Source organism: Streptomyces sp. CB00316, assembly GCF_001905595.1.
Lineage (GTDB): Bacteria > Actinomycetota > Actinomycetes > Streptomycetales > Streptomycetaceae > Streptomyces.
In genome coordinates this window covers 894,464-914,218 of the sequence record NZ_LIXI01000001.1, presented here as the reverse complement: position 1 = coordinate 914,218, position 19,755 = coordinate 894,464, and the positions used below count along the sequence as shown (strand labels likewise).

Genomic DNA, 19,755 nt, shown 5'->3' with positions numbered 1-19,755 from the left:
CTTCCTCGACGAACTCCGCCTCGGCCTCGACGAACGCCTCCAGGCCCCGACCGAACTGGCCCCGCTGATCGACCCCAACCAGCACTCCTGCGGCACCGTCTACCCCCACGGCCACCACGAGCTCTCCCACCCGGAAGCCGGGATCTACCTGGTCGGCATGAAGTCCTACGGCCGCGCACCGACCTTCCTCGCCATGACCGGCTACGAACAGGTCCGCTCCGTCGCCGCCGCCCTCGCCGGCGACCTCGAAGCAGCCGACCGCACCGAACTCACCCTCCCCGAAACCGGAGTCTGCGGCGGAGCCGGACTCTTCGACGACCCGGCCACACCCCAAGCCGACGGCGGCTGCGCGACGCCGGAACCCACCCTGGTCCAGCTCGGCGGCGCACCGGTCGCCGCCACGGCCGACGGCTGCTGCGGCTCGTGACCGGCCCTCACCACCCCCGAGCGCGGGGCCGTGACCGGAACCAGAGTCCGGTCAAGGCCCCGCGCCGTGCTCCCCGCCCTGTGCGTGCCGTGGTCATCACCGTGCGGGAACCGTGGCGGTCGAGCCGCTGCACCTGATCGCGCCGGCCTCATCAGTTGTAGAGCCATTCCACAGCGATCGCGGCACGGCACCAAGCGCCTGCGGACAACGGACAAGCAGCCAACCCTGTCCATAGGTTCAGCTCGACTTCGGCTCTTCGGATCCTGGAAGTACACCTTGGTGATGTCGCCGGGATCGACGGCGATCGGCAGCCGGACAGTCGGGTCGGGCCGTACTGACGGTCATCGCCCTCGAACGGCTTGTCTGGCTGGTGGAGGCCTTCGCCCCGGACCGCATCCAGCCTCGGATCCTGGGCGCGCTCAGCCGGTTTGACCTCATGGTCACGCGGAACTGCTCACGCGTTCGCGGATCCTGGACGGCCGCCCAGGGGATGCGTCACATCGACGCTATCGACATCGTCAAAGTGACACGAAGGAGCTATGATAGATAGTGTCAAATAGACGAAAAGGCGCGTTCGCCGAAGCGCAGAGCAGAACGCAGAGAAGAAAGGGTGCGTGACGTGACCACGGCCCAGCCCCTGGACGTACAGCCGACACCCCTCGCGCTGCTGCTGCTCGGCCGCGAGGCCGACCCGAGGAGCGAGCGAGGGGTCGAGTGCCCCGGCGACCTGCCCTCCCCCTCCGACCCGGACCTGGTCGCGCGCGCCCGTGCGGCCAAGGAGAAGCTCGGGGACAGGGTCTTCGTCCTCGGCCACCACTACCAGCGCGACGAGGTCATCCAGTTCGCGGACGTCACCGGCGACTCGTTCAAGCTCGCCCGTGACGCTGCCGCGCGCCCGGAGGCGGAGTACATCGTCTTCTGCGGTGTGCACTTCATGGCCGAGTCCGCGGACATCCTGACCACCGACGCCCAGGCGGTCGTGCTGCCGGACCTGGCGGCGGGCTGCTCCATGGCCGACATGGCAACCGCCGAGCAGGTCGCCGAGTGCTGGGACGTGCTGACGGAGGCCGGGGTCGCCGACCAGGTGGTGCCCGTCTCGTACATGAACTCCTCCGCCGACATCAAGGCCTTCACCGGCAAGCACGGCGGCACGATCTGTACCTCGTCCAACGCGAAGCGGGCCCTGGAGTGGGCCTTCGAGCAGGGCGAGAAGATCCTGTTCCTCCCCGACCAGCACCTGGGCCGCAACACGGCGGTGCGGGACATGGGGATGAGCCTGGACGACTGCGTCCTGTACAACCCGCACAAGCCGAACGGCGGCCTCACCGCCGAGCAGCTGCGGAACGCGAAGATGATCCTGTGGCGCGGCCACTGCTCGGTCCACGGCCGCTTCTCGGTCGAGTCGGTCGAGGACGTCCGCGCGCGGATGCCCGGGGTCAACGTGCTGGTGCACCCGGAGTGCAAGCACGAGGTCGTGGCGGCGGCGGACTACGTCGGCTCGACGGAGTACATCATCAAGGCCCTGGAGGCGGCCCCGGCCGGCTCGAAGTGGGCCATCGGCACGGAGCTGAACCTGGTCCGCCGCCTGGCGAACCGTTTCGCCTCGGAGGGCAAGGAGATCGCCTTCCTCGACAAGACGGTCTGCTTCTGCTCGACGATGAACCGGATCGACCTGCCGCACCTGGTCTGGACGCTGGAGTCGCTGGCCGAGGGCAAGCTGGTCAACCGGATCGAGGTCGACCCGGAGACGGAGAAGTACGCGAAGCTCGCGCTGGAGCGGATGCTGGCGCTGCCGTAACGGCTGCCGCGCCCACCGCCGGGGCCCCGGTATGCCGCAGGTCAGCATGCCGGGGCTTTCGCGTGCGGGCCGGGCTCGTGGAGGACCGCGAGGACCTCCAGGCTTATGTGGAACGGTCGTCGGAGGCCGGGGACGGCACCGCGCTGATGCACGGCGGCATCGAGGGCCAGGTCTTCCGCGACCGGCTCTCCTCGCTCACCCACGCCCGGGTGGCCCTGGTCCTCTCGGGCGAGAGCGAGGGCTTCGCCCCGGACGACCTGGCCTCATCGGTCCCCGGGCTGCTTTCTCACGCCGCGCATAGCGCAGGTGGAGTACGCCGTCTCTCCACCCTCCGCGCCCTCCGGCTCCGCCTCACTCCACCCGAGGGCGTACCAGGCCCGACTCGTACGCGATGACCACCAACTGGGCCCGGTCCCGGGCCGCCACCTTCGCCATCGCCCGGTTCACATGGGTCTTGACGGTGAGCGGGCTGACCTGGAGCCGCTCGGCGATCCGGTCGTTGGAGTGGCCGCCCGCCACCAGGACGAGCACCTCCCGCTCGCGCACGGTGAGCGCGGCCAGCCGCTCCGCGTACTCCGCGCTGTCCGGCCCCTCCCCCGAACTCCCGCCCTGGGCCAGGAAGGTGGCGATGAGCCCCTTGGTCGCCGCCGGGGACAGCAGCGCCTCGCCCGCCGCCGCGATCCGGATCGCGTTGAGCAGCTCGTCGGGCTCCGCGCCCTTGCCGAGGAAGCCCGAGGCTCCGGCGCGCAGGGCCTGGACCACGTACTCGTCGACCTCGAACGTGGTGAGCATGACCACCCGCACCGCGGCGAGCGCCGGGTCGGCACTGATCATGCGGGTGGCGGCGAGCCCGTCCGTGCCCGGCATCCGGATGTCCATCAGCACCACGCCGGCGCCGGTCGCCCGCGCCAGCTCCACGGCCTGGGCCCCGTCGGCCGCCTCGCCGACGACCTCCATGTCGGGTTCGGAGTCCACCAACACCCGGAACGCGCTGCGCAGGAGCGCCTGGTCGTCGGCGAGCAGCACCTTGATGGGTGGCTGCGGTGTCTCTGCGGACTGTGTCATCGGCGCTCCCCCGTCGCGGCCGCCGGGCCGGGCGGTTCCGGTTCACCCGTGCGGGCCTCGATGGGCAGGATCGCATGGACCCGGAATCCGCCTCCGTAGCGAGGTCCCGCCGTGAGGGCGCCGCCGAGGGCGGAGACGCGTTCGCGCATGCCGAGGAGACCGTGGCCGCCGGCCGGGGTGCCGGTGCCGCCTGCCGGGTCGCTGCCGCCGCTCTCCGTGCCCGGGGGCCGGGCCGCGCTCCCCCGGCCGTTGTCCAGCACCGTGATCTCGGCGGTGGTTCCGACCCGTACGACGCTCACCTCGGCCCTCGCCCCGGCGCCCGCGTGCTTGCGTACGTTGGTCAGGGCCTCCTGGATGACCCGGTACGCCGCCAGGTCGACGGCGGCGGGCAGCTTGGGGCCCCGGTCGGCGCCGGCCACCTCGACGGGCAGCCCGGCGTTGCGGAAGGTGTCCACCAGCTCGTCCAGGACCGCGAGGCCGGGGGCCGGTTCGGTGGGGGCCTCGGGGTCGCCGGACTGGCGGAGCAGGCCGACGGTGACCCGGAGTTCGTTGAGCGCGGAGCGGCTGGCGTCCCGTACGTGGGCGAGCGCTTCCTTGGCCTGGTCCGGGCGCTTGTCCATGACGTGGGCGGCGACTCCGGCCTGCACGTTGACCAGGGCGATGTGGTGGGCGACGACGTCGTGGAGGTCGCGAGCGATCCGCAGCCGCTCCTCCGCGACGCGGCGGCGGGCCTCCTCCTCGCGGGTGCGCTCGGCCCGCTCCGCGCGCTCCCGGATCGCGTCGACGAAGGCGCGCCTGCTGCGTACGGCGTCCCCGGCGGCCGACGCCATCCCGGTCCAGGCGAAGACGCCGAGGTTCTCCTGGCTGTACCAGGGCGTGGAGCCGAAGACCATCGCGGCGACCGTCAGGATCCCCATGGTCAGCAGGCCGACCCGCCAGGTGGTGGGGCGGTCGGTGCGGGAGGCGACGGTGTAGAGCGCGATGACGGTGCTCATCACGACCGGGGCCGGCGGGTCCATGAAGACGTACTCGGTGGCCGTGAGGACGCCGGTCACCGCGAGGACCGCCATGGGGTGCCGCCGGCGCAGAACGAGAGCCGAGGCGGCCAGCACCATCAGCAGCACGCTGAACGCCTCGGGGGTGCGGGTCCCGAACGTCGGCCCCTGGCCCTTGCCCGGGTCCGCGAACGAACCGCAGATCATCGCGATCAGGACGCAGAACGCCAGGGTCGCGTCGAACGCGAGGGGGTGGTCCCGAAGCCAGCGGCGGGCGCGCGCGAACCCGGAGGGGAGGGTGGTCACGTCCAGCAACGGTACGGCGTGTCGCGTACGGGTCCGTCTCCGCGGTGTGCCGATACGACCACGGAACCGCACGGGGAGGGCGGGCGCGTACAGCACTGTGCCCCGCACCGGACAGGCCGGATGCGGGGGCACAGATGCGTGAGTGCTGGTGGAGCAGGTACGTCTAGTTCGGGATGAGCCCGTCGTCGCTGAGCATGGCGCGCACCTCTTCGAGGGTCGCGTCAGGCGCCGGCAGGATCAGCTCCGACGGCTCAAGGGAGTCGTCGGGGAGCGGAGTTCCGAGCTCGCGCACCTTGTCGAGGAGCGCGTGGAGCGTGGTGCGGAAGCCGGGGCCGTCCCCGCTGTCCATCTCCTTGAGCAGGACGTCGTCGAGCTCGTTGAGTTCGACGAAGTGACTGTCGGCCAGCTTGACCTGGCCTTCCCCCATGATCCGTACGATCATGACGCCGCCCTCACTACTGCTTGTCGAACTTGTGCGGGGACTGCTGCGACTGCTGCGTGCCGTCCTGGGCACCGCCCTCGATCGCCTGCTGCGAGGACGAGGAGCCGCCGGCCAGCTCGGCCTTCATGCGCTGCAGCTCCAGCTCCACGTCCGAGCCGCCGGAGATCCGGTCCAGCTCCGCGGCGATGTCGTCCTTCGCCGTGCCGGTCGGGTCGTCCAGGGCGCCGGAGGCGAGCAGCTCGTCGATGGCGCCGGCCCGCGCCTGGAGCTGCTGCGTCTTGTCCTCGGCCCGCTGGATCGCCAGGCCGACATCGCCCATCTCCTCGGAGATGCCGGAGAAGGCCTCGCCGATCCGGGTCTGCGCCTGGGCCGCCGTGTAGGTCGCCTTGATGGTCTCCTTCTTGGTGCGGAAGGCATCGACCTTGGCCTGCAGCCGCTGGGCCGCCAGGGTGAGCTTCTCCTCCTCGCCCTGCAGCGTCGTGTGCTGCGTCTCCAGGTCGGTGACCTGCTGTTGGAGGGCGGCGCGCCGGGACAACGCCTCGCGCGCCAGGTCCTCACGGCCGAGCGCCAGCGCCTTGCGGCCCTGGTCCTCCAGCTTGGACGACTGGCCCTGCAGCTGGTTCAGCTGCAACTCCAGCCGCTTGCGGGACGTCGCGACGTCGGCGACGCCGCGGCGCACCTTCTGAAGCAGCTCCAGCTGCTTCTGGTACGAGTAATCCAGGGTCTCGCGCGGATCCTCGGCCCGGTCAAGGGCCTTGTTTGCCTTCGCGCGGAAAAGCATCCCCATACGCTTCATGACACCGCTCATGGGCTTCGCGCGCCCCCTTCTGACGGACTGAGCTCCAGCACTCCCGATAGAACCCACAGTACGGGCCCTGTCTCCATTACCGCACTGTTCGAGTCCCGATGTGCTCCTCCCCAAGGACGACTGAGCCCGGCCGATGCTCCCGCCCAGGGTGTAGGTGACGGTCAGGGAAACCGGCGGCAAACGCCCTTTCTGCCCCTGTCGGGGTGCTTACCAGGACGCCGTCCGTTGCCGGATCGTTCCCGCCCGCGTCGACGAGCCCGTATCCCGACCCCGTACCCTTGGGTTTTGTGTTCCGTAGCCGTGCGAAGACAGAGAAGGCCCCCACCGACAAGGTGACGGCGGACCTCTCCCAGCAGCCCCGCGACCCGCAGGCCCCCAAGGGCCGCCCCACCCCCAAGCGCAGCGAGGCCCAGACGCAGCGCCGCCGTGCCGCGTCCAGCGCGCCGACCGACCGCAAGGCGGCAGTGAAGCGCCAGCGCGAAGCGCGCCGGGCCGATCTGGCCCGGCAGCGTGAGGCGCTCGCGTCGGGCGACGAGCGCTACCTCCCCGTCCGCGACAAGGGCCCGGTGCGGCGCTTCGTCCGCGACTTCGTGGACTCGCGCTTCTGCATCGCCGAGTGGTTCCTGCCGCTCGCCGTGGTCATCCTGATCCTCAGCGTGATCCAGGTGCAGAACATCCAGAGCATCTCGCTGCTGCTCTGGATGGGTGTGATCATCCTGATCGTGATCGACTCGATCGGTCTGTCGATCCGCCTGAAGAAGCAGCTGCGGGAGCGTTTCCCGGACACCCCCAAGCGCGGAGCCGTCGCCTACGGTCTGATGCGCACGCTCCAGATGCGTCGTCTGCGGCTCCCGAAGCCGCAGGTCAAGCGCGGAGAGCGGCCCTGAGCACGGAGACCTCCGGCTCCACCGGTGTCTGTCCGGCCGGCCCGGACGGTGTGGCCGCTCCCGTGGGCGTACGTGACACCGTCCGCCAGGAGCTCGTCGCCAGGCAGCTGGACGAGCAGATAGCCGGGCGGTTCCCGGTCGGTCAGCGACTGCGCATCCTGGACGTCGGCATGGGCCGGGGCGTCCAGGCGCTGCGTCTCGCGCGGGCCGGTCACTCGGTGACCGGTCTGGAGTCGGACGCCGAGCTGCTGCGGGCGGCCCGCGAGGCCCTGGCGACCGAGCCCGAGGGCATCCGGGAGCGGGCCAAGCTGATCGAGGGGGACGGCCGGGAGACCGGTGTGCACTTCCTGCCCGGCAGCTTCGACGTGGTGCTCTGCCACGGCGTCCTGATGTACGTCGAGGAGCCCGACCCGATGCTGGCCGGGCTGGCCCGGATGCTGGCGCCGGGGGGCCTGCTCTCGCTGCTCGTACGGAACGCGGACGCCCTCGCGATGCGCCCAGGCCTCACCGGCGACTTCGGTGCGGCCCTGGAGGCCTTCGACTCGGCCACGTACACGAATGACCTCGGCCTCACCGTGCGTGCCGACCGGCTCGACGCGCTGCGGGCCACCCTGGCCGGGATCGCCGCCCCCCTGCACGCCTGGTACGGGATCCGGGTCTTCACCGACAACGTGGCCGACGGGACCGAGCTGCCCGCCGGGGAGCTGGAGCGGGTGCTGACCCTGGAGGACCGGGCCGGGCGGACCGACCCGTACCGGGGTATCGCGGCGCTGCTGCATCTGTGCGGAGTGCGCGGCTAGCGGGCGGTACGGGGTCGGGGGCCTCGTTCGGCCCATCAGTACAGGCACCCGAAAGGGGGTGGCCCTGGTGAGTGTGGAGCGGGGCGGGGCCGCGGACGAGGCAGGGCTGCGGGCCGGGGACATCATCACGAAGATCAGCGACACGGCCGTCACCACCATCACCTCGCTCTCCGAGGCCCTGGCGGGCGACAAGCCGGGCGACAAGGTGACCGTGACGTACACGCGGGACGGCGACAGCAGGACGGCCGAGGTCACGCTCGGGGAGATCTGAGACCCGCAGGGGGAAGGGGCGGTACGGGAGTTCCCGTACCGCCCCTTCCCGCAGCCCTCAAGCGCCGTCGGCCTGGAGGCTCATCGGGCCGTAGATCTTGGTCGAGTCCTCGAAGAGCGTCACCTGGGCGGCACCGCCCTCCAGGAGTTCCTTCCAGAACTCACCGATCCAGGACTCAGCGTCGCCCTGGGTGGTGAACTCCTCCGGCTGCAGCGCCGGCTCCGTCTCCGTACCGTCGGACTTCTCGAACCGCCACGTCCACGCCATGTCCGCCTCCTGGGTCGCGTTGCGCCCGACTCCCGGGTCAGTTGCTGCCCGAAGCCTAGCCGGGCGCGCACGTCGCGGGGGGACACGGGAGGATCAAGGTGTGGAACTGACTCTGCTCGGCACCGGAGCCCCCGACGGGCTGCCGCGCCCCTCCTGCCCCTGTGCGGCCTGTGCGACGGCCCGTGGCCCGTGGGCGCGCGCCGCGACCGCCCTGCTGATCGACGACGCGCTGCTGCTGGACCTGACCCCGGGAGCGGTGTTCGCCGCAGCCCGCGCGGGGCATTCGCTGGGCGCGGTGCGCCAGGTGCTGCTGACCCATCCGCACGACGGTCCCGCCGTGGAGCTGCCGCCCACCCTGCCGCCTGCCGGACGGGTGCCGGACGGCCAGGTACTGACGCTGATCAGCGGGCACCGGGTGCGGGCGGTGCCGACGGACGCGCCGGGGACCGGTTACGAGGTGAACTCCCCGGACGGCGAACGGCTGCTGTACCTGCCACCGGGGGCCGCGCCCGCCGGTCTCGACGGGCGGGCCGAGCGGCCGTACGACCTGGTCGTCTGCGATGTGATCGGGCGGCCCGACGCGGTGGCGCGGCTGCGGGCGGTCGGCGCGGTCGGCCCTGCCACCGAGGTGATCGCGGTCCACCTGGACCACGACGCCCCGCCGGCTGCGGCGCTGGAGCGGCTCCTCGCGGCGGCCGGGGCGCGGGCGGTGCCGGACGGGACGACGCTGGAGGTGGGCGAGTACCCGGTGGTGCCGGACGTGCCGCGCCGGGTGCTGGTGACGGGCGGCGCCCGGTCGGGGAAGTCGCTGGAGGCGGAGCGGCGGCTGGAGACGTTCCCCGAGGTGGTGTACGTGGCGACCGGCGGGCGGCGCGAAGGGGACCCGGAGTGGGCGGCCCGGGTGGGGCTGCACCGGGAGCGCAGGCCGGGCGCGTGGCGGACCGAGGAGACCTGTGAGGTCGCGCGTCTCCTGGGCGAGGACGGGCCGCCGCTGCTGGTGGACTGCCTGTCGCTGTGGCTGACCGACGCGATGGACCGGGTGGACGCCTGGGAGGACGTGCGGTGGCGGCACGGCGCGCAGGAGGCGTTGCGGGCGCGGGTCGCGGAGCTGGTGGCGGCGGTGCGCGGGACCCGGCGTCAGGTGGTGCTGGTGACCAACGAGGTGGGTGCGGGGGTGGTCCCGGCGACTGCGGCGGGGCGGCGGTTCCGGGACGAGCTGGGGCGGCTGAACGCGGCGGTGGCGGCCGAGTGCGAGGAGGTGCTGCTGGTGGTGGCGGGGCAGGCGGTGGTGTTGCGGGGGTGAGGGGGGCGGTCGGGGCGGTGGTGTCGCGGGGGTGAGGGAGCGTCAGTACGCGGGGCCCCGGCCCCCGCGGGCCGACCGGTACTGTTCCCGGCAGGGGCCCGCCGCCGGGTGCCCGGACCGGAATCCGACGTGACGACCCGCGAGGCAGACCTCCGTGAACCTGGACGACTTCTCCGACCTGATCGAACGCCCCGACGGGGGCGTACGGCGCGACGCCGAGGAACGGCGGGAGCGGCTGATCGTCCCGCCGGGGGCCCTGGGCCGGCTCGACGAGCTGGGCGAGTGGCTCAGCGCCGCGCAGCAGTCCGTACCGGTCAAGGCCGTCGCGCAGCCGCGCGTGGTGCTCTTCGCCGGTGACCACGGGGTGGCGGAGCTGGGCGTCTCGGGGCGTGCGGGGGGCACCACCCATGAGCTGGTGCGGGCTGCCCTCGACGGGGCGAGCCCGGTGGCGGTGCTGGCCCGGCGTTTCTCGGTGCCGGTGCGGATCGTGGACGCCGGGGTCGACTGCGACCCGGAGCTGCTGCCCGAGTCCGTCGTACGCCACCGGGTGCGGCGGGGATCGGGGCGCATCGACATCGAGGACGCGCTGAGTGCCGAGGAGGCCGAGCGGGCCGTCCGCCTGGGCATGGCCATCGCCGACGAGGAGGCGGACTCCGGCACCGATCTGGTGGTGCTCGGCGACCTGAGCGTCGGCGGGACCACGGCCGCGGCCACCCTCATCGCGGCGCTGTGCGGTACGGACGCGTCGGTGGTGACCGGGCGCGGCGGTGCGGGCATCGACGACCTGGCCTGGATGCGCAAGTGCGCCGCGATCCGGGACGCGCTGCGCCGGGCCCGGCCGGTGCTCGGTGACCAGCTGGAGCTGCTGGCCGCGGTGGGCGGGGCGGACCTGGCCGCGATGACGGGGTTCCTGCTCCAGTCGGCGGTCCGCCGGATGCCGGTGATCCTGGACGGGGTCGTCTCGGCGGCCTGTGCGCTGGTGGCGCAGCGGGCGGCGTTCCGGGCACCGGACTGGTGGCTGGCCGGGCAGGTCAGCGGGGAGCCCGCGCAGTCCAAGGCGCTGGACCGGATGGCGCTGACCCCGCTGCTGGACCACGGGGTCACGGTGGGCGAGGGCACGGGCGCGCTGCTGGCCCTGCCGCTGGTGCAGGCGGCGGCCGCGTTCGCCGCGGAGCTGCCGGAGCGTACGCCGGTGGCGGAGGAGGAGACCGCCTCCGAGGACGAGAACGAGGCTGGGGCCGATGCTGACGTGAAGGCACTCGACGCGACCTGAGCGGCCGGGGGGGCCGTGACCGGGAGGCGTAGAACGGCCTCATGGAGTTCATGGTCATCCGGCTCCTCCAGCGCTCCGGCGAGATCGGGATCACTCAGGTCTCGCTCAACTTCGCCATGTTCCGGTCCGTCTTCGAGAGGGGATCGCGGCTCGGCGCGGGACCGGTGCTGAGGCTGTGGCGTGCGCTGCTGAGCTTCTTCTCGCGCTGGTGGCAGATCGAGTCGCTGTACCGGGCCTCCGCCGAGTACCGACCGACCGATCTGGGAGCCACGTTTCATGTTGTTCGAGAAGAGCGCCGACCTCCTGGCGCGCATCTCCCTCGCGGCAGGCCGCGCCGAAGGGTTCCTGGAAGCGCCGGAGCTGCCGAAGTGGCTGCACCGCGCGCGTCTCGGCGCCCCTGGATGAGCCGCTTTCCGGCGCTGCGCCGGGCCGCTCGGCGGGAGTGGGGCCCGCTCTTCACCACCGTACGGGCGGGGCTCCACGACCGCGGCGTACGGGCGCTCGCGCTGACCCTGACGGCGGTGACGCTGACCGCGACCGTCCAACTGGTCCAGAACCAGGCGTGGGGCTACGGCCCCGTGCAGAACCTGGGGGCGGTGCGGGCCGAGGACCCGGTGTGGCTCGCTCTGCTGCGTACCCCGCTGTCCCTCTTCGTCCCCGCCCTCGACCTGCCGGTGTGGGGTGCGCTGGCGCAGATCCTGCTGGTGTTCGGCATCGCGGAGGTGTGCCTCGGGCGGTGGCGCACACTCGCGATCGCGTACGTCGCCACGCTGGCGGGGACCCTGTACGCCCGGGTCGGCATCGCGCTCGGCCCGGACGCGTTCCTGGGGCTGCCGGCCTCGGACGCGCAGGTGGTGGACACCGGGCCCTCGGCGGCGGTGGTGGGGCTCGCGGTGTACGTCTGCCACGCCTACCGGGCCTGGTTCACCGGGTCGCTGGTGGTCGTCGCGATGGTGGTGGAGGTCCTGGTCAAGGACAACCTGGCGGGCCGGGAGCATCTGGCCTCCATCGCCGCCGTCCTGGTGGTCTGTGCCGTACGGGAGTGGCTCGGGCGGCGGCCGGCGGACGGCGGTCAGGGCTTGCGGGCGGGTGGCAGGGGCACCCGGTCGGGGGCGCCGCCGATGAGGTCCTGAAACCTCCGGCGCGGCCCCGCCCACCGCACATCGTGGTGGTAGGCGCGCAGCACCGCCTTGGAGCGGGCCCGATGGCGGTTGCGGTAGAACCGCTTGGCCCACGGCGAGGTGGGGCGCGCCAGCCGGAGCGCGCCGATCAACGCGACGAACGGGACGAGGGTGCCGAGCACCGCCATCCGGGTCTTGCCCTTGAACAGCGCGATCAGGACGAAGCAGAAGTTGACCGCGTACGAGGTGATGACGCCGAACCTGCTCTGCTGCTCCTCGTCGGAGACGTCGTCCACCCCGAGCGGCGAGAAGCCTGCCAGGACCAGCACCACCAGCGAGGCCGTCAGCACGACCACCTCGACGCTCCGGCGGCCCTCCTCGGTCCAGTACACGTCGTCCAGATGCAGGATCAGCGCGAACTCGTCCAGCACCAGGCCGGCCCCGATCCCGAAGATCACCGCGAACAGGCCGGCGGCCACCCCGTGCCTGCCCACAGCCACCGCGCCGAAGCCTCCGACCACCGTCAGCACGACCCCGGGCACCACGTGGTGGATGTGGATCCCGCCCGGGGTGATGTCGCGGAACGGGCCCTTCCCCGCGCGGATCATCCGCGTGATCGTGCGGGTCACGGCGAAGGTCAGCACGAAGGCGGCCAGGGCCAGGAGCAGGGGGAGCTTGCCCGGCTCGGCGATGTTGGTGTGCCACCAGTTGCCCATGCCACCCGCTCCCGATGTGCTCAACCCGGCGGCTCCATCTGCTCCGCTCTGCGGCTTTTCTGACGTTTCCGCCAATCTATCCGTGCGCGGGAGCGGCTAACCTGCCCGCGGTGACCTCCCTGAACAGCCACGGCCTGCGTTTCGCCTTCGGCACCCTCACCGTGCTGCCCGTCCGCGTGACCCGCTGGGACCGCACGACCGCCAGGGCCGGGATGCTCTGCGCCCCGCTCGCCGGGCTCGTCGTAGGCCTGCTCGCCGCCGGGCTCGGCACGCTGTCGCTGCTGGCCGGCTCGGGGCCGCTGCTCGCGGCGGTCGCCTCCGTCGCGGTGCCCGCCGCCCTCACCCGGGGGCTGCATCTGGACGGCCTCGCCGACACGGCGGACGGCCTCGGCAGCGGGAAACCGGCCGGGGACGCGCTGCGGATCATGAAGCAGTCGGACATTGGGCCGTTCGGTGTCATCACCCTGCTCCTGGTCCTGCTGGCCCAGGTCGCCGTCCTCTTCGAGCTGTTCGGGGAGGGCTGGGCGCACGGCGCGCTCGGGGCCGTCGTCGCGGCCGTCGCCGCCCGGCTCGCGCTCACCCTGGCGTCCCGGCAGGGCGTCCCGGCGGCCCGGCCGGAGGGGCTCGGCGCGGTGGTGGCGGCCACGGTCCCGGTGGGGCGGGTGGCCGTCGTGGCGGCGGTGACGGTGGCGCTGTGCGCGGCGGCGGGCGCGGCCTTCGGCCCGTACGGGGCACTGCACCACGCCCTCGCGGTGCTGGGCGCCCTGGCCGCCGCCGAGCTCCTGCTGCGCCGCTGCGTGCGGCGGTTCGGCGGGGTGACCGGGGACGTGTTCGGCGGGGTGGCGGAGACGGCGGCTGCGGCCGCTCTGGTGGTGCTGGCGCTCGGCCCCTGAGCGCCGCACGCCCGGTCGGGAACCGGACCGCGTACGGCCAGAACCGACCGCCTTACCGGTCGGGAACGGCCCGCCGCCGTAACCCCCGGCGAACGGCGCGCGTAGGCTCGATCCCGGCACATCGCGGAGGCGTCTACGATGCGCCGGGCACGGTCGGCCCACCCCTCGACCGAACTCGAACTCAACGGAAGCGAGATTTCACCACCGTGACTGCTCTCACTCTCAGCACTGCCGGTGCGGCGACGCTGCGCGCCGACGCACTCGTCGTCGGCGTCGCGAAGGGCGCTGGATCCAAGTCGGGGAACCTGGTCCTCGCACCGGGCGCCGAGGCCGTGGACAAGGCGTTCGACGGAAAGCTCGCCACCGTTCTCGCGACCCTGGGGGCCGTGGGTGCCGAGGGCGAACTGACCAAGCTGCCCGCGCCGTCCGGCCTCAAGGTCCCGGTCGTCATCGCGGTCGGCCTCGGTCCGGTCCCGGACAAGGAGGACGCGTACGACGCGGAGGCGCTGCGGCGCGCCGCGGGTACCGCCGCCCGTGCGCTGTCCGGCTTCAAGAAGGCCGGCTTCGCGCTGCCCGCCGGCTCCGTCGAGGACGCCGCGGCCGTCGCCGAGGGCGCCCTGCTCGGCGCCTACGCCTTCACCGCCTACCAGGGCGGCGAGAACAAGCTCGCCCCCAAGGACGCCAAGTCCAATGACAACGGCCCGAAGCTCCCGCTCGCCGAGGTCGTCCTGGTCGGCGCCAAGCCGCGCGACAAGGCCTACAAGGCGGCCGTGGAGCGCGCGTCGGCCCTGGTCGAGGAGATCAACCGCGCCCGCGACCTGATCAACACCCCGCCCAACGACCTCTACCCCGAGTCCTTCGCCGCCGTGGCCACCGCCGCGGGCAAGGAGCACGGCATCAAGGTCCAGGTCCTGGACGAGAAGGCCCTGGTCAAGGGCGGCTTCGGCGGCATCCTCGGCGTCGGCCAGGGCTCCGCGAACGGCCCGCGCCTGGTGAAGCTCGCCTACACCCACCCGAAGGCGGCGAAGACCCTGGCCCTCGTCGGCAAGGGCATCACCTACGACTCGGGCGGCATCTCGCTCAAGCCGGCCGGCCACAACGAGACGATGAAGTGCGACATGAGCGGCGCCGCCGCCGTGTTCGCCGCCGTCGTCACGGCCGCCCGCCTCGGCCTGAAGGTCAACGTGACCGGCTGGCTGGCGCTCGCCGAGAACATGCCCTCCGGCAACGCCACCCGTCCCGGTGACGTGCTGCGCATGTACAGCGGCAAGACCGTCGAGGTCCTCAACACCGACGCCGAGGGCCGGCTCGTCCTGGGCGACGCGCTCACCCGCGCCTCGGAGGAGAAGCCCGACGCGATCGTCGACGTGGCGACCCTGACCGGCGCGATGGTGCTGGCGCTCGGCAACCGCACCTTCGGGATCATGGCCAACGACGACGCCTTCCGTACGTCGATCCACGAGATCGCCGAGGAGGTCGGCGAGGCATCCTGGCCGATGCCGCTCCCCGCCGACCTGCGCAAGGGCATGGACTCCCCCACCGCCGACATCGCCAACATGGGCGAGCGCATGGGCGGTGGCCTGGTGGCCGGTCTGTTCCTCAAGGAGTTCGTGGGCGAGGGCATCGCCTGGGCGCACCTTGACATCGCGGGCCCGGCCTTCCACGAGGGCGCCCCCTACGGCTACACGCCCAAGGGCGGCACCGGCTCCGCGGTCCGCACCCTGGTGCGCCTCGCCGAGCGCACCGCCGACGGCGACCTGGGCTGAGTGCCCGACGTGTACGGCCCCGGGCATAGGTCCGGGGCCGTACGTGTTGTCGCAGCGAAAGCGGCAAGACTCGTTTCAAAAGCGGCAAGGCTAGAGACGGGATTTCGCTCTCGACGAACATCGACGGAATCCGTAGGTATCTACGCAGCAGTAACCCTCCGGGACGGACGATCATCCGTCCCGGACCAGGGCCCCGCGTCCCGCCCACCGTCGACAAGTGCGAAGATGGGTTCTCGGCAGGACAGGGCCCCCACCACAGGGCCGAAGACAAAGCGGCCGAACACCAGCCGACCGGCCGGTCACACCCCAGCGACGGGGCCCGGCGTACGGCGCACATGCATGGAGGACGTGACGTGGCGAACGACGCCAGCACCGTTTTCGACCTAGTGATCCTCGGCGGTGGCAGTGGCGGTTACGCCGCGGCCCTGCGCGGAGCGCAGCTGGGCCTGGACGTCGCCCTGATCGAGAAGGGCAAGGTCGGCGGCACCTGCCTGCACAACGGCTGCATCCCCACGAAGGCGCTGCTGCACGCGGGCGAGGTCGCGGACCAGGCCCGCGAGTCGGCCCAGTTCGGCGTGAAGGCGACCTTCGAGGGCATCGACATGGAGGCCGTCAACAAGTACAAGGACGAGGTGATCTCGGGCCTGTACAAGGGTCTCCAGGGTCTCATCGCCTCGCGCAAGGTCCACTACATCGAGGGTGAGGGCAAGCTCTCCTCCCCCACCTCCGTGGACGTGAACGGCCAGCGCGTCCAGGGCCGCCACGTGCTGCTGGCGACCGGCTCCGTGCCGAAGTCGCTGCCGGGCCTGGAGATCGACGGCAACCGGATCATCTCCTCGGACCACGCGCTGAAGATGGACCGCGTCCCGAAGTCGGCGATCGTGCTGGGCGGCGGCGTCATCGGCGTCGAGTTCGCCTCGGCGTGGAAGTCCTTCGGCACCGAGATCACCATCGTCGAGGGCCTGAAGCACCTCGTCCCGGTCGAGGACGAGAACAGCTCGAAGCTTCTTGAGCGCGCGTTCCGCAAGCGCGGCATCAAGTTCAACCTCGGTACGTTCTTCGAGAAGGCCGAGTACACGCAGGACGGCGTCCGCGTCACCCTCGCCGACGGCAAGACCTTCGAGGCGGAGCTGCTGCTCGTCGCGATCGGCCGCGGCCCGGTCTCGCAGGGCCTCGGCTACGAGGAGCAGGGCGTCGCGATGGACCGCGGCTACGTCCTGGTCGACGAGTACATGCAGACCAACGTTCCGACGATCTCGGCCGTGGGCGACCTCGTGCCCACGCTCCAGCTCGCCCACGTCGGCTTCGCCGAGGGCATCCTGGTGGCGGAGCGTCTCGCCGGTCTCAAGACCGTGCCGATCGACTACGACGGCGTGCCGAAGGTGACGTACTGCCACCCCGAGGTCGCCTCCGTGGGTATCACCGAGGCCAAGGCCAAGGAGATCTACGGCGCGGACAAGGTCGTCGCCCTCAAGTACAACCTCGCGGGCAACGGCAAGAGCAAGATCCTGAAGACCGCGGGCGAGATCAAGCTCGTCCAGGTCAAGGACGGTGCCGTGGTCGGCGTCCACATGGTGGGCGACCGCATGGGCGAGCAGGTCGGCGAAGCCCAGCTGATCTACAACTGGGAGGCGCTGCCGTCCGAGGTCGCCCAGCTCATCCACGCCCACCCGACGCAGAACGAGGCGATGGGCGAGGCGCACCTGGCGCTGGCCGGCAAGCCCCTCCACTCGCACGACTGATCCCCCGGTCCCGGGCGCGACGACCGACCACTTCCGCATTTTCGTAAGGAGCAACTGAAACCATGTCGGTTTCCGTAACCCTTCCGGCGCTCGGCGAGAGCGTCACCGAGGGCACTGTCACCCGTTGGCTGAAGGCCGAGGGCGAGCGCGTCGAGGCCGACGAGCCGTTGCTCGAGGTCTCGACCGACAAGGTCGACACCGAGATCCCGGCCCCCGCGTCCGGTGTTCTGACCTCCATCAAGGTCGCCGAGGACGAGACCGTCGAGGTCGGCGCCGAGCTGGCCGTCATCGACGACGGCTCAGGCGCCCCGGCCGAGGCTCCGGCCCAGGCCGAGTCCACCGAGCCGGCCGCCACCCCGGCCCCGGCCGCCGAGGAGGCGCCCACCGCCCCGTCGACCGAGACCGAGGCTCCGGCCGAGGCCCCGACCGCCGAGGCGACCACCGGCGGTTCGTCCGCCGAGGGCACCGACGTCACCCTGCCGGCGCTCGGCGAGAGCGTCACCGAGGGCACCGTCACCCGCTGGCTGAAGGAGGTCGGCGAGGAGGTCGCGGAGGACGAGCCGCTGCTCGAGGTCTCCACGGACAAGGTCGACACCGAGATCCCCGCCCCGGTCGCCGGTGTGCTGCTGGAGATCGTGGTCGGCGAGGACGAGACCGCCGAGGTCGGCGCCAAGCTCGCCGTCATCGGTGCTCCGGGCGCCGCCCCGAAGCAGGAGGCCCCGAAGACCGAGGCGCCGAAGCAGGAGGAGGCTCCGAAGGCCGAGGCGCCGAAGCAGGAGGCCCCCGCGGCTCCCGTCCCGGCACCGGCAGCTCCGGCACCGGCAGCTGCTCCGGCACCGGCAGCTCCGGCTCCGGCCGCCCCGGCACCGGCCGCCCCGGCAGCCCCTGCGGCTCCGGCTCCCGCCGCCGCCCAGCCCGCCCCCGCCACCCCGGCACCGGCCGCCGCGCCCACCGGTGACGACGGCGCGTACGTCACGCCGCTGGTCCGCAAGCTCGCGTCCGAGAACAACGTGGACCTGAGCTCGGTCAAGGGCACCGGCGTCGGTGGCCGTATCCGCAAGCAGGACGTCGTCGCCGCCGCGGAGGCCGCCAAGGCCGCCGCCCCCGCTCCGGCACCCGCTGGGACTGCAGGAGGCCATGCCGCCGCCAAGGCCGCGCCGAAGCTGGAGGCCTCCCCGCTGCGCGGTCAGACGGTCAAGATGACCCGCATGCGCAAGGTCATCGGCGACAACATGATGAAGGCGCTGCACTCGCAGGCCCAGCTGACCTCGGTCGTCGAGGTCGACATCACCAAGCTGATGAAGCTGCGCAACCAGGCGAAGGCCTCCTTCGCCGCCCGTGAGGGCGTCAAGCTGTCCCCGATGCCGTTCTTCGTGAAGGCGGCGGCCCAGGCGCTGAAGGCCCACCCGGTCGTCAACGCCCGGATCAACGAGGGCGAAGGCACCATCACGTACTTCGACGCGGAGAACATCGGCATCGCCGTGGACGCGGAGAAGGGCCTGATGACCCCGGTCATCAAGGGTGCGGGCGACCTGAACATCGCCGGTATCTCGAAGAAGACCGCCGAGCTGGCCGGCAAGGCCCGCGGTGGCGGCCTGACGCCGGACGACATGTCCGGTGCCACCTTCACCATCAGCAACACCGGTTCGCGCGGTGCGCTGTTCGACACCGTCATCGTGCCGCCGAACCAGGCAGCCATCCTGGGCATCGGCGCCACGGTCCGCCGCCCGGTGGTCATCGACCACCCGGACCTCGGCGAGACCATCGCGGTGCGCGACATGACGTACCTCGCGCTCTCCTACGACCACCGCCTGGTGGACGGCGCGGACGCCGCCCGTTACCTGACGTCGGTCAAGGCGATCCTGGAGGCCGGTGAGTTCGAGGTCGAGCTCGGCCTCTGAACGCTCCGGCTGTAACCAGCCTCACCAGCGGCGCCCCCGTCCGGAACCCTTCCGGGCGGGGGCGCCGCCGTATTGTCTAAACAGCCCGGGAGGCCTACCGCCACCATGATGATGTAGGCAGCACCGGTCTGCCCCCGAAGGAGCACCCCATGACCCCGCCCGTCGTCCACTCGCTGCGCGAACAGATCCGCGAGCACATCGTGGAGGGGATCGTCAGCGGGCGCTGGAAGCCGGGTGAGCGGATCGTGGAGCGCCGCATCGCCACCGAGCTGGAGGTCAGCCAGACACCCGTACGCGAGGCGCTGCGCGAGCTGGAGACGCTCCGGCTGATCGAGTCGGCCCCCAACAAGGGCGTGAGGGTCCGCAACCTCACCGCGGCCGACCTGGAGGAGAGCTACCCGGTACGGGCCGGCCTGGAGCAGATCGCGGCGGAGCTGGCCGCCCCGCTGCTCGGCCAGGACTGCTCGGCGCTGGAGCCGCATGTGGCGGCCCTGTACGAGGCGGACCGGCTGGCCGACGGCGAGGCGCAGGTGCGGCACACGGTGGGCTTCCACCGGGAGATGGTCCGGGCCGCCGGGAACGCGGTCCTGCTGCACACCTGGGAGGGGCTCGGCATCGAGGTGTTCACGGCCCTCTCCATCCGCTGGCTGGGCACGGTGCAGAAGTCGTACGCGGAGGAGCACCAGGCGCTCATCGACGCGTTCCTCGCCGGGGACCCGCGGATCGGGGCCTTGGTGAAGGCCCATGTGCTGGGGTGTGCGCCGCGCGCGTAAGCCTTTGCGGCCGTCCGATCATCTGGCGCGTGACCTGCTCGTCCGTGCAGGTCAGCGCCCTTTTTGCGCGCTTTTTCGCGTCACTCCGTGCCCTGTTTCGAGGCACCCCATGCCACTTTTCTTCGTATCGAGAAGTTTTGCCTTCAATCCTTTGATCGATCATCGATCAGCGACTTACAGTTCACTCCGCGGGCCCACCGG

18 protein-coding genes and 3 pseudogenes are annotated in these 19,755 nt (G+C 71.9%); 15 read left to right on the top strand and 6 right to left on the bottom strand.

What is annotated here, in order from left to right:
* The 3 genes and pseudogenes from AMK21_RS04105 to AMK21_RS37030 form a co-directional block, all read left to right on the top strand.
* Positions 1-427: pseudogene (locus AMK21_RS04105) on the top strand (flavoprotein); the annotation flags it as partial.
* Positions 428-1,037: 610 nt separating this feature from the next.
* Positions 1,038-2,225, top strand: a complete 1,188-nt coding sequence (nadA, locus tag AMK21_RS04100) for a quinolinate synthase NadA (protein ID WP_073874155.1) — start codon at positions 1,038-1,040, stop codon at positions 2,223-2,225.
* Positions 2,226-2,287: 62 nt separating this feature from the next.
* A complete protein-coding gene (locus tag AMK21_RS37030) occupies positions 2,288-2,620 on the top strand; it encodes a hypothetical protein (protein WP_420712465.1) in 333 nt (110 codons plus the stop codon).
* On the opposite strand, the gene AMK21_RS04090 is transcribed toward AMK21_RS37030, so the two are convergent.
* The 4 genes from AMK21_RS04090 to AMK21_RS04075 form a co-directional block, all read right to left on the bottom strand.
* Positions 2,577-3,290, bottom strand: a complete 714-nt coding sequence (locus tag AMK21_RS04090; protein ID WP_073874153.1) for a response regulator — start codon at positions 3,288-3,290, stop codon at positions 2,577-2,579. The two genes, AMK21_RS37030 and AMK21_RS04090, sit on opposite strands and share 44 nt — an antisense overlap.
* Entirely contained in the window at positions 3,287-4,591 is a 1,305-nt protein-coding gene (locus AMK21_RS04085) for a sensor histidine kinase (protein WP_073874298.1), read from the bottom strand. Before AMK21_RS04085 ends, AMK21_RS04090 begins: the two co-directional genes overlap by 4 nt.
* A 163-nt stretch (positions 4,592-4,754) precedes the next feature.
* Positions 4,755-5,033 carry a PspA-associated protein PspAA gene (pspAA, locus tag AMK21_RS04080; RefSeq protein ID WP_018511920.1) on the bottom strand — a complete coding sequence of 93 codons (279 nt, stop codon included), beginning with the start codon at positions 5,031-5,033 and terminating at the stop codon, positions 4,755-4,757.
* Between the two features lie 13 nt (positions 5,034-5,046).
* Positions 5,047-5,829, bottom strand: coding sequence for a PspA/IM30 family protein (locus tag AMK21_RS04075; RefSeq protein ID WP_018511919.1), 783 nt, complete (start codon positions 5,827-5,829; stop codon positions 5,047-5,049).
* Positions 5,830-6,128: 299 nt separating this feature from the next.
* On the opposite strand from AMK21_RS04075, the gene AMK21_RS04070 reads away from it, so the two are divergent.
* The 3 genes and pseudogenes from AMK21_RS04070 to AMK21_RS04060 form a co-directional block, all read left to right on the top strand.
* Positions 6,129-6,728 (top strand): DUF3043 domain-containing protein, encoded by a 600-nt coding sequence (locus tag AMK21_RS04070; RefSeq protein WP_018511918.1) that lies wholly within the window; start codon positions 6,129-6,131, stop codon positions 6,726-6,728.
* 170 nt (positions 6,729-6,898) lie between these two features.
* A complete protein-coding gene (locus AMK21_RS04065; protein ID WP_374194609.1) occupies positions 6,899-7,528 on the top strand; it encodes a class I SAM-dependent methyltransferase in 630 nt (209 codons plus the stop codon).
* A 55-nt stretch (positions 7,529-7,583) separates the two neighbouring features.
* Positions 7,584-7,799: pseudogene (locus AMK21_RS04060) on the top strand (PDZ domain-containing protein); the annotation flags it as partial.
* A 57-nt stretch (positions 7,800-7,856) separates the two neighbouring features.
* Here the strand turns inward: AMK21_RS04060 and AMK21_RS04055 are convergent.
* Positions 7,857-8,066: a hypothetical protein gene (locus tag AMK21_RS04055; protein WP_003969611.1), complete on the bottom strand. Its 210-nt coding sequence runs from the start codon at positions 8,064-8,066 to the stop codon at positions 7,857-7,859.
* Between the two features lie 100 nt (positions 8,067-8,166).
* Here AMK21_RS04055 and AMK21_RS04050 point away from each other — a divergent pair, with 100 nt between their 5' ends.
* From AMK21_RS04050 to AMK21_RS35005, 4 genes and pseudogenes are all read left to right on the top strand, one after another.
* Positions 8,167-9,369 carry a bifunctional adenosylcobinamide kinase/adenosylcobinamide-phosphate guanylyltransferase gene (locus AMK21_RS04050; RefSeq protein WP_073874151.1) on the top strand — a complete coding sequence of 401 codons (1,203 nt, stop codon included), beginning with the start codon at positions 8,167-8,169 and terminating at the stop codon, positions 9,367-9,369.
* Between the two features lie 154 nt (positions 9,370-9,523).
* Positions 9,524-10,642, top strand: a complete 1,119-nt coding sequence (cobT, locus tag AMK21_RS04045; protein ID WP_073874149.1) for a nicotinate-nucleotide--dimethylbenzimidazole phosphoribosyltransferase — start codon at positions 9,524-9,526, stop codon at positions 10,640-10,642.
* 32 nt (positions 10,643-10,674) lie between these two features.
* Positions 10,675-11,047 (top strand): annotated as a pseudogene (locus AMK21_RS04040) (phosphatidylglycerol lysyltransferase domain-containing protein); the annotation flags it as partial.
* Positions 11,044-11,775 (top strand): hypothetical protein, encoded by a 732-nt coding sequence (locus AMK21_RS35005; RefSeq protein WP_158070698.1) that lies wholly within the window; start codon positions 11,044-11,046, stop codon positions 11,773-11,775. The pseudogene AMK21_RS04040 and the gene AMK21_RS35005, both read left to right, overlap by 4 nt.
* Here AMK21_RS35005 and AMK21_RS04030 read toward each other — a convergent pair.
* A complete protein-coding gene (locus AMK21_RS04030; protein WP_073874147.1) occupies positions 11,715-12,479 on the bottom strand; it encodes a hypothetical protein in 765 nt (254 codons plus the stop codon). The genes AMK21_RS35005 and AMK21_RS04030 overlap by 61 nt on opposite strands.
* 110 nt (positions 12,480-12,589) lie before the next feature.
* Between AMK21_RS04030 and AMK21_RS04025 the strand changes: the two genes are divergently transcribed.
* From AMK21_RS04025 to AMK21_RS04005, 5 genes are all read left to right on the top strand, one after another.
* On the top strand, positions 12,590-13,372 hold the full coding sequence (locus AMK21_RS04025) for an adenosylcobinamide-GDP ribazoletransferase (RefSeq protein WP_073874145.1): 783 nt from the start codon (positions 12,590-12,592) through the stop codon (positions 13,370-13,372).
* Positions 13,373-13,578: 206 nt separating this feature from the next.
* On the top strand, positions 13,579-15,138 hold the full coding sequence (locus AMK21_RS04020) for a leucyl aminopeptidase (RefSeq protein ID WP_073874143.1): 1,560 nt from the start codon (positions 13,579-13,581) through the stop codon (positions 15,136-15,138).
* A gap of 353 nt (positions 15,139-15,491) precedes the next feature.
* Entirely contained in the window at positions 15,492-16,880 is a 1,389-nt protein-coding gene (lpdA, locus tag AMK21_RS04015) for a dihydrolipoyl dehydrogenase (protein ID WP_073874141.1), read from the top strand.
* Positions 16,881-16,942: 62 nt separating this feature from the next.
* Positions 16,943-18,781 carry a 2-oxoglutarate dehydrogenase, E2 component, dihydrolipoamide succinyltransferase gene (gene sucB / locus AMK21_RS04010; protein ID WP_073874139.1) on the top strand — a complete coding sequence of 613 codons (1,839 nt, stop codon included), beginning with the start codon at positions 16,943-16,945 and terminating at the stop codon, positions 18,779-18,781.
* 149 nt (positions 18,782-18,930) lie between these two features.
* Complete coding sequence (locus AMK21_RS04005; RefSeq protein ID WP_073874137.1) at positions 18,931-19,554, top strand: GntR family transcriptional regulator; 624 nt, start codon at positions 18,931-18,933, stop codon at positions 19,552-19,554.
* Positions 19,555-19,755 lie beyond the last annotated feature (201 nt).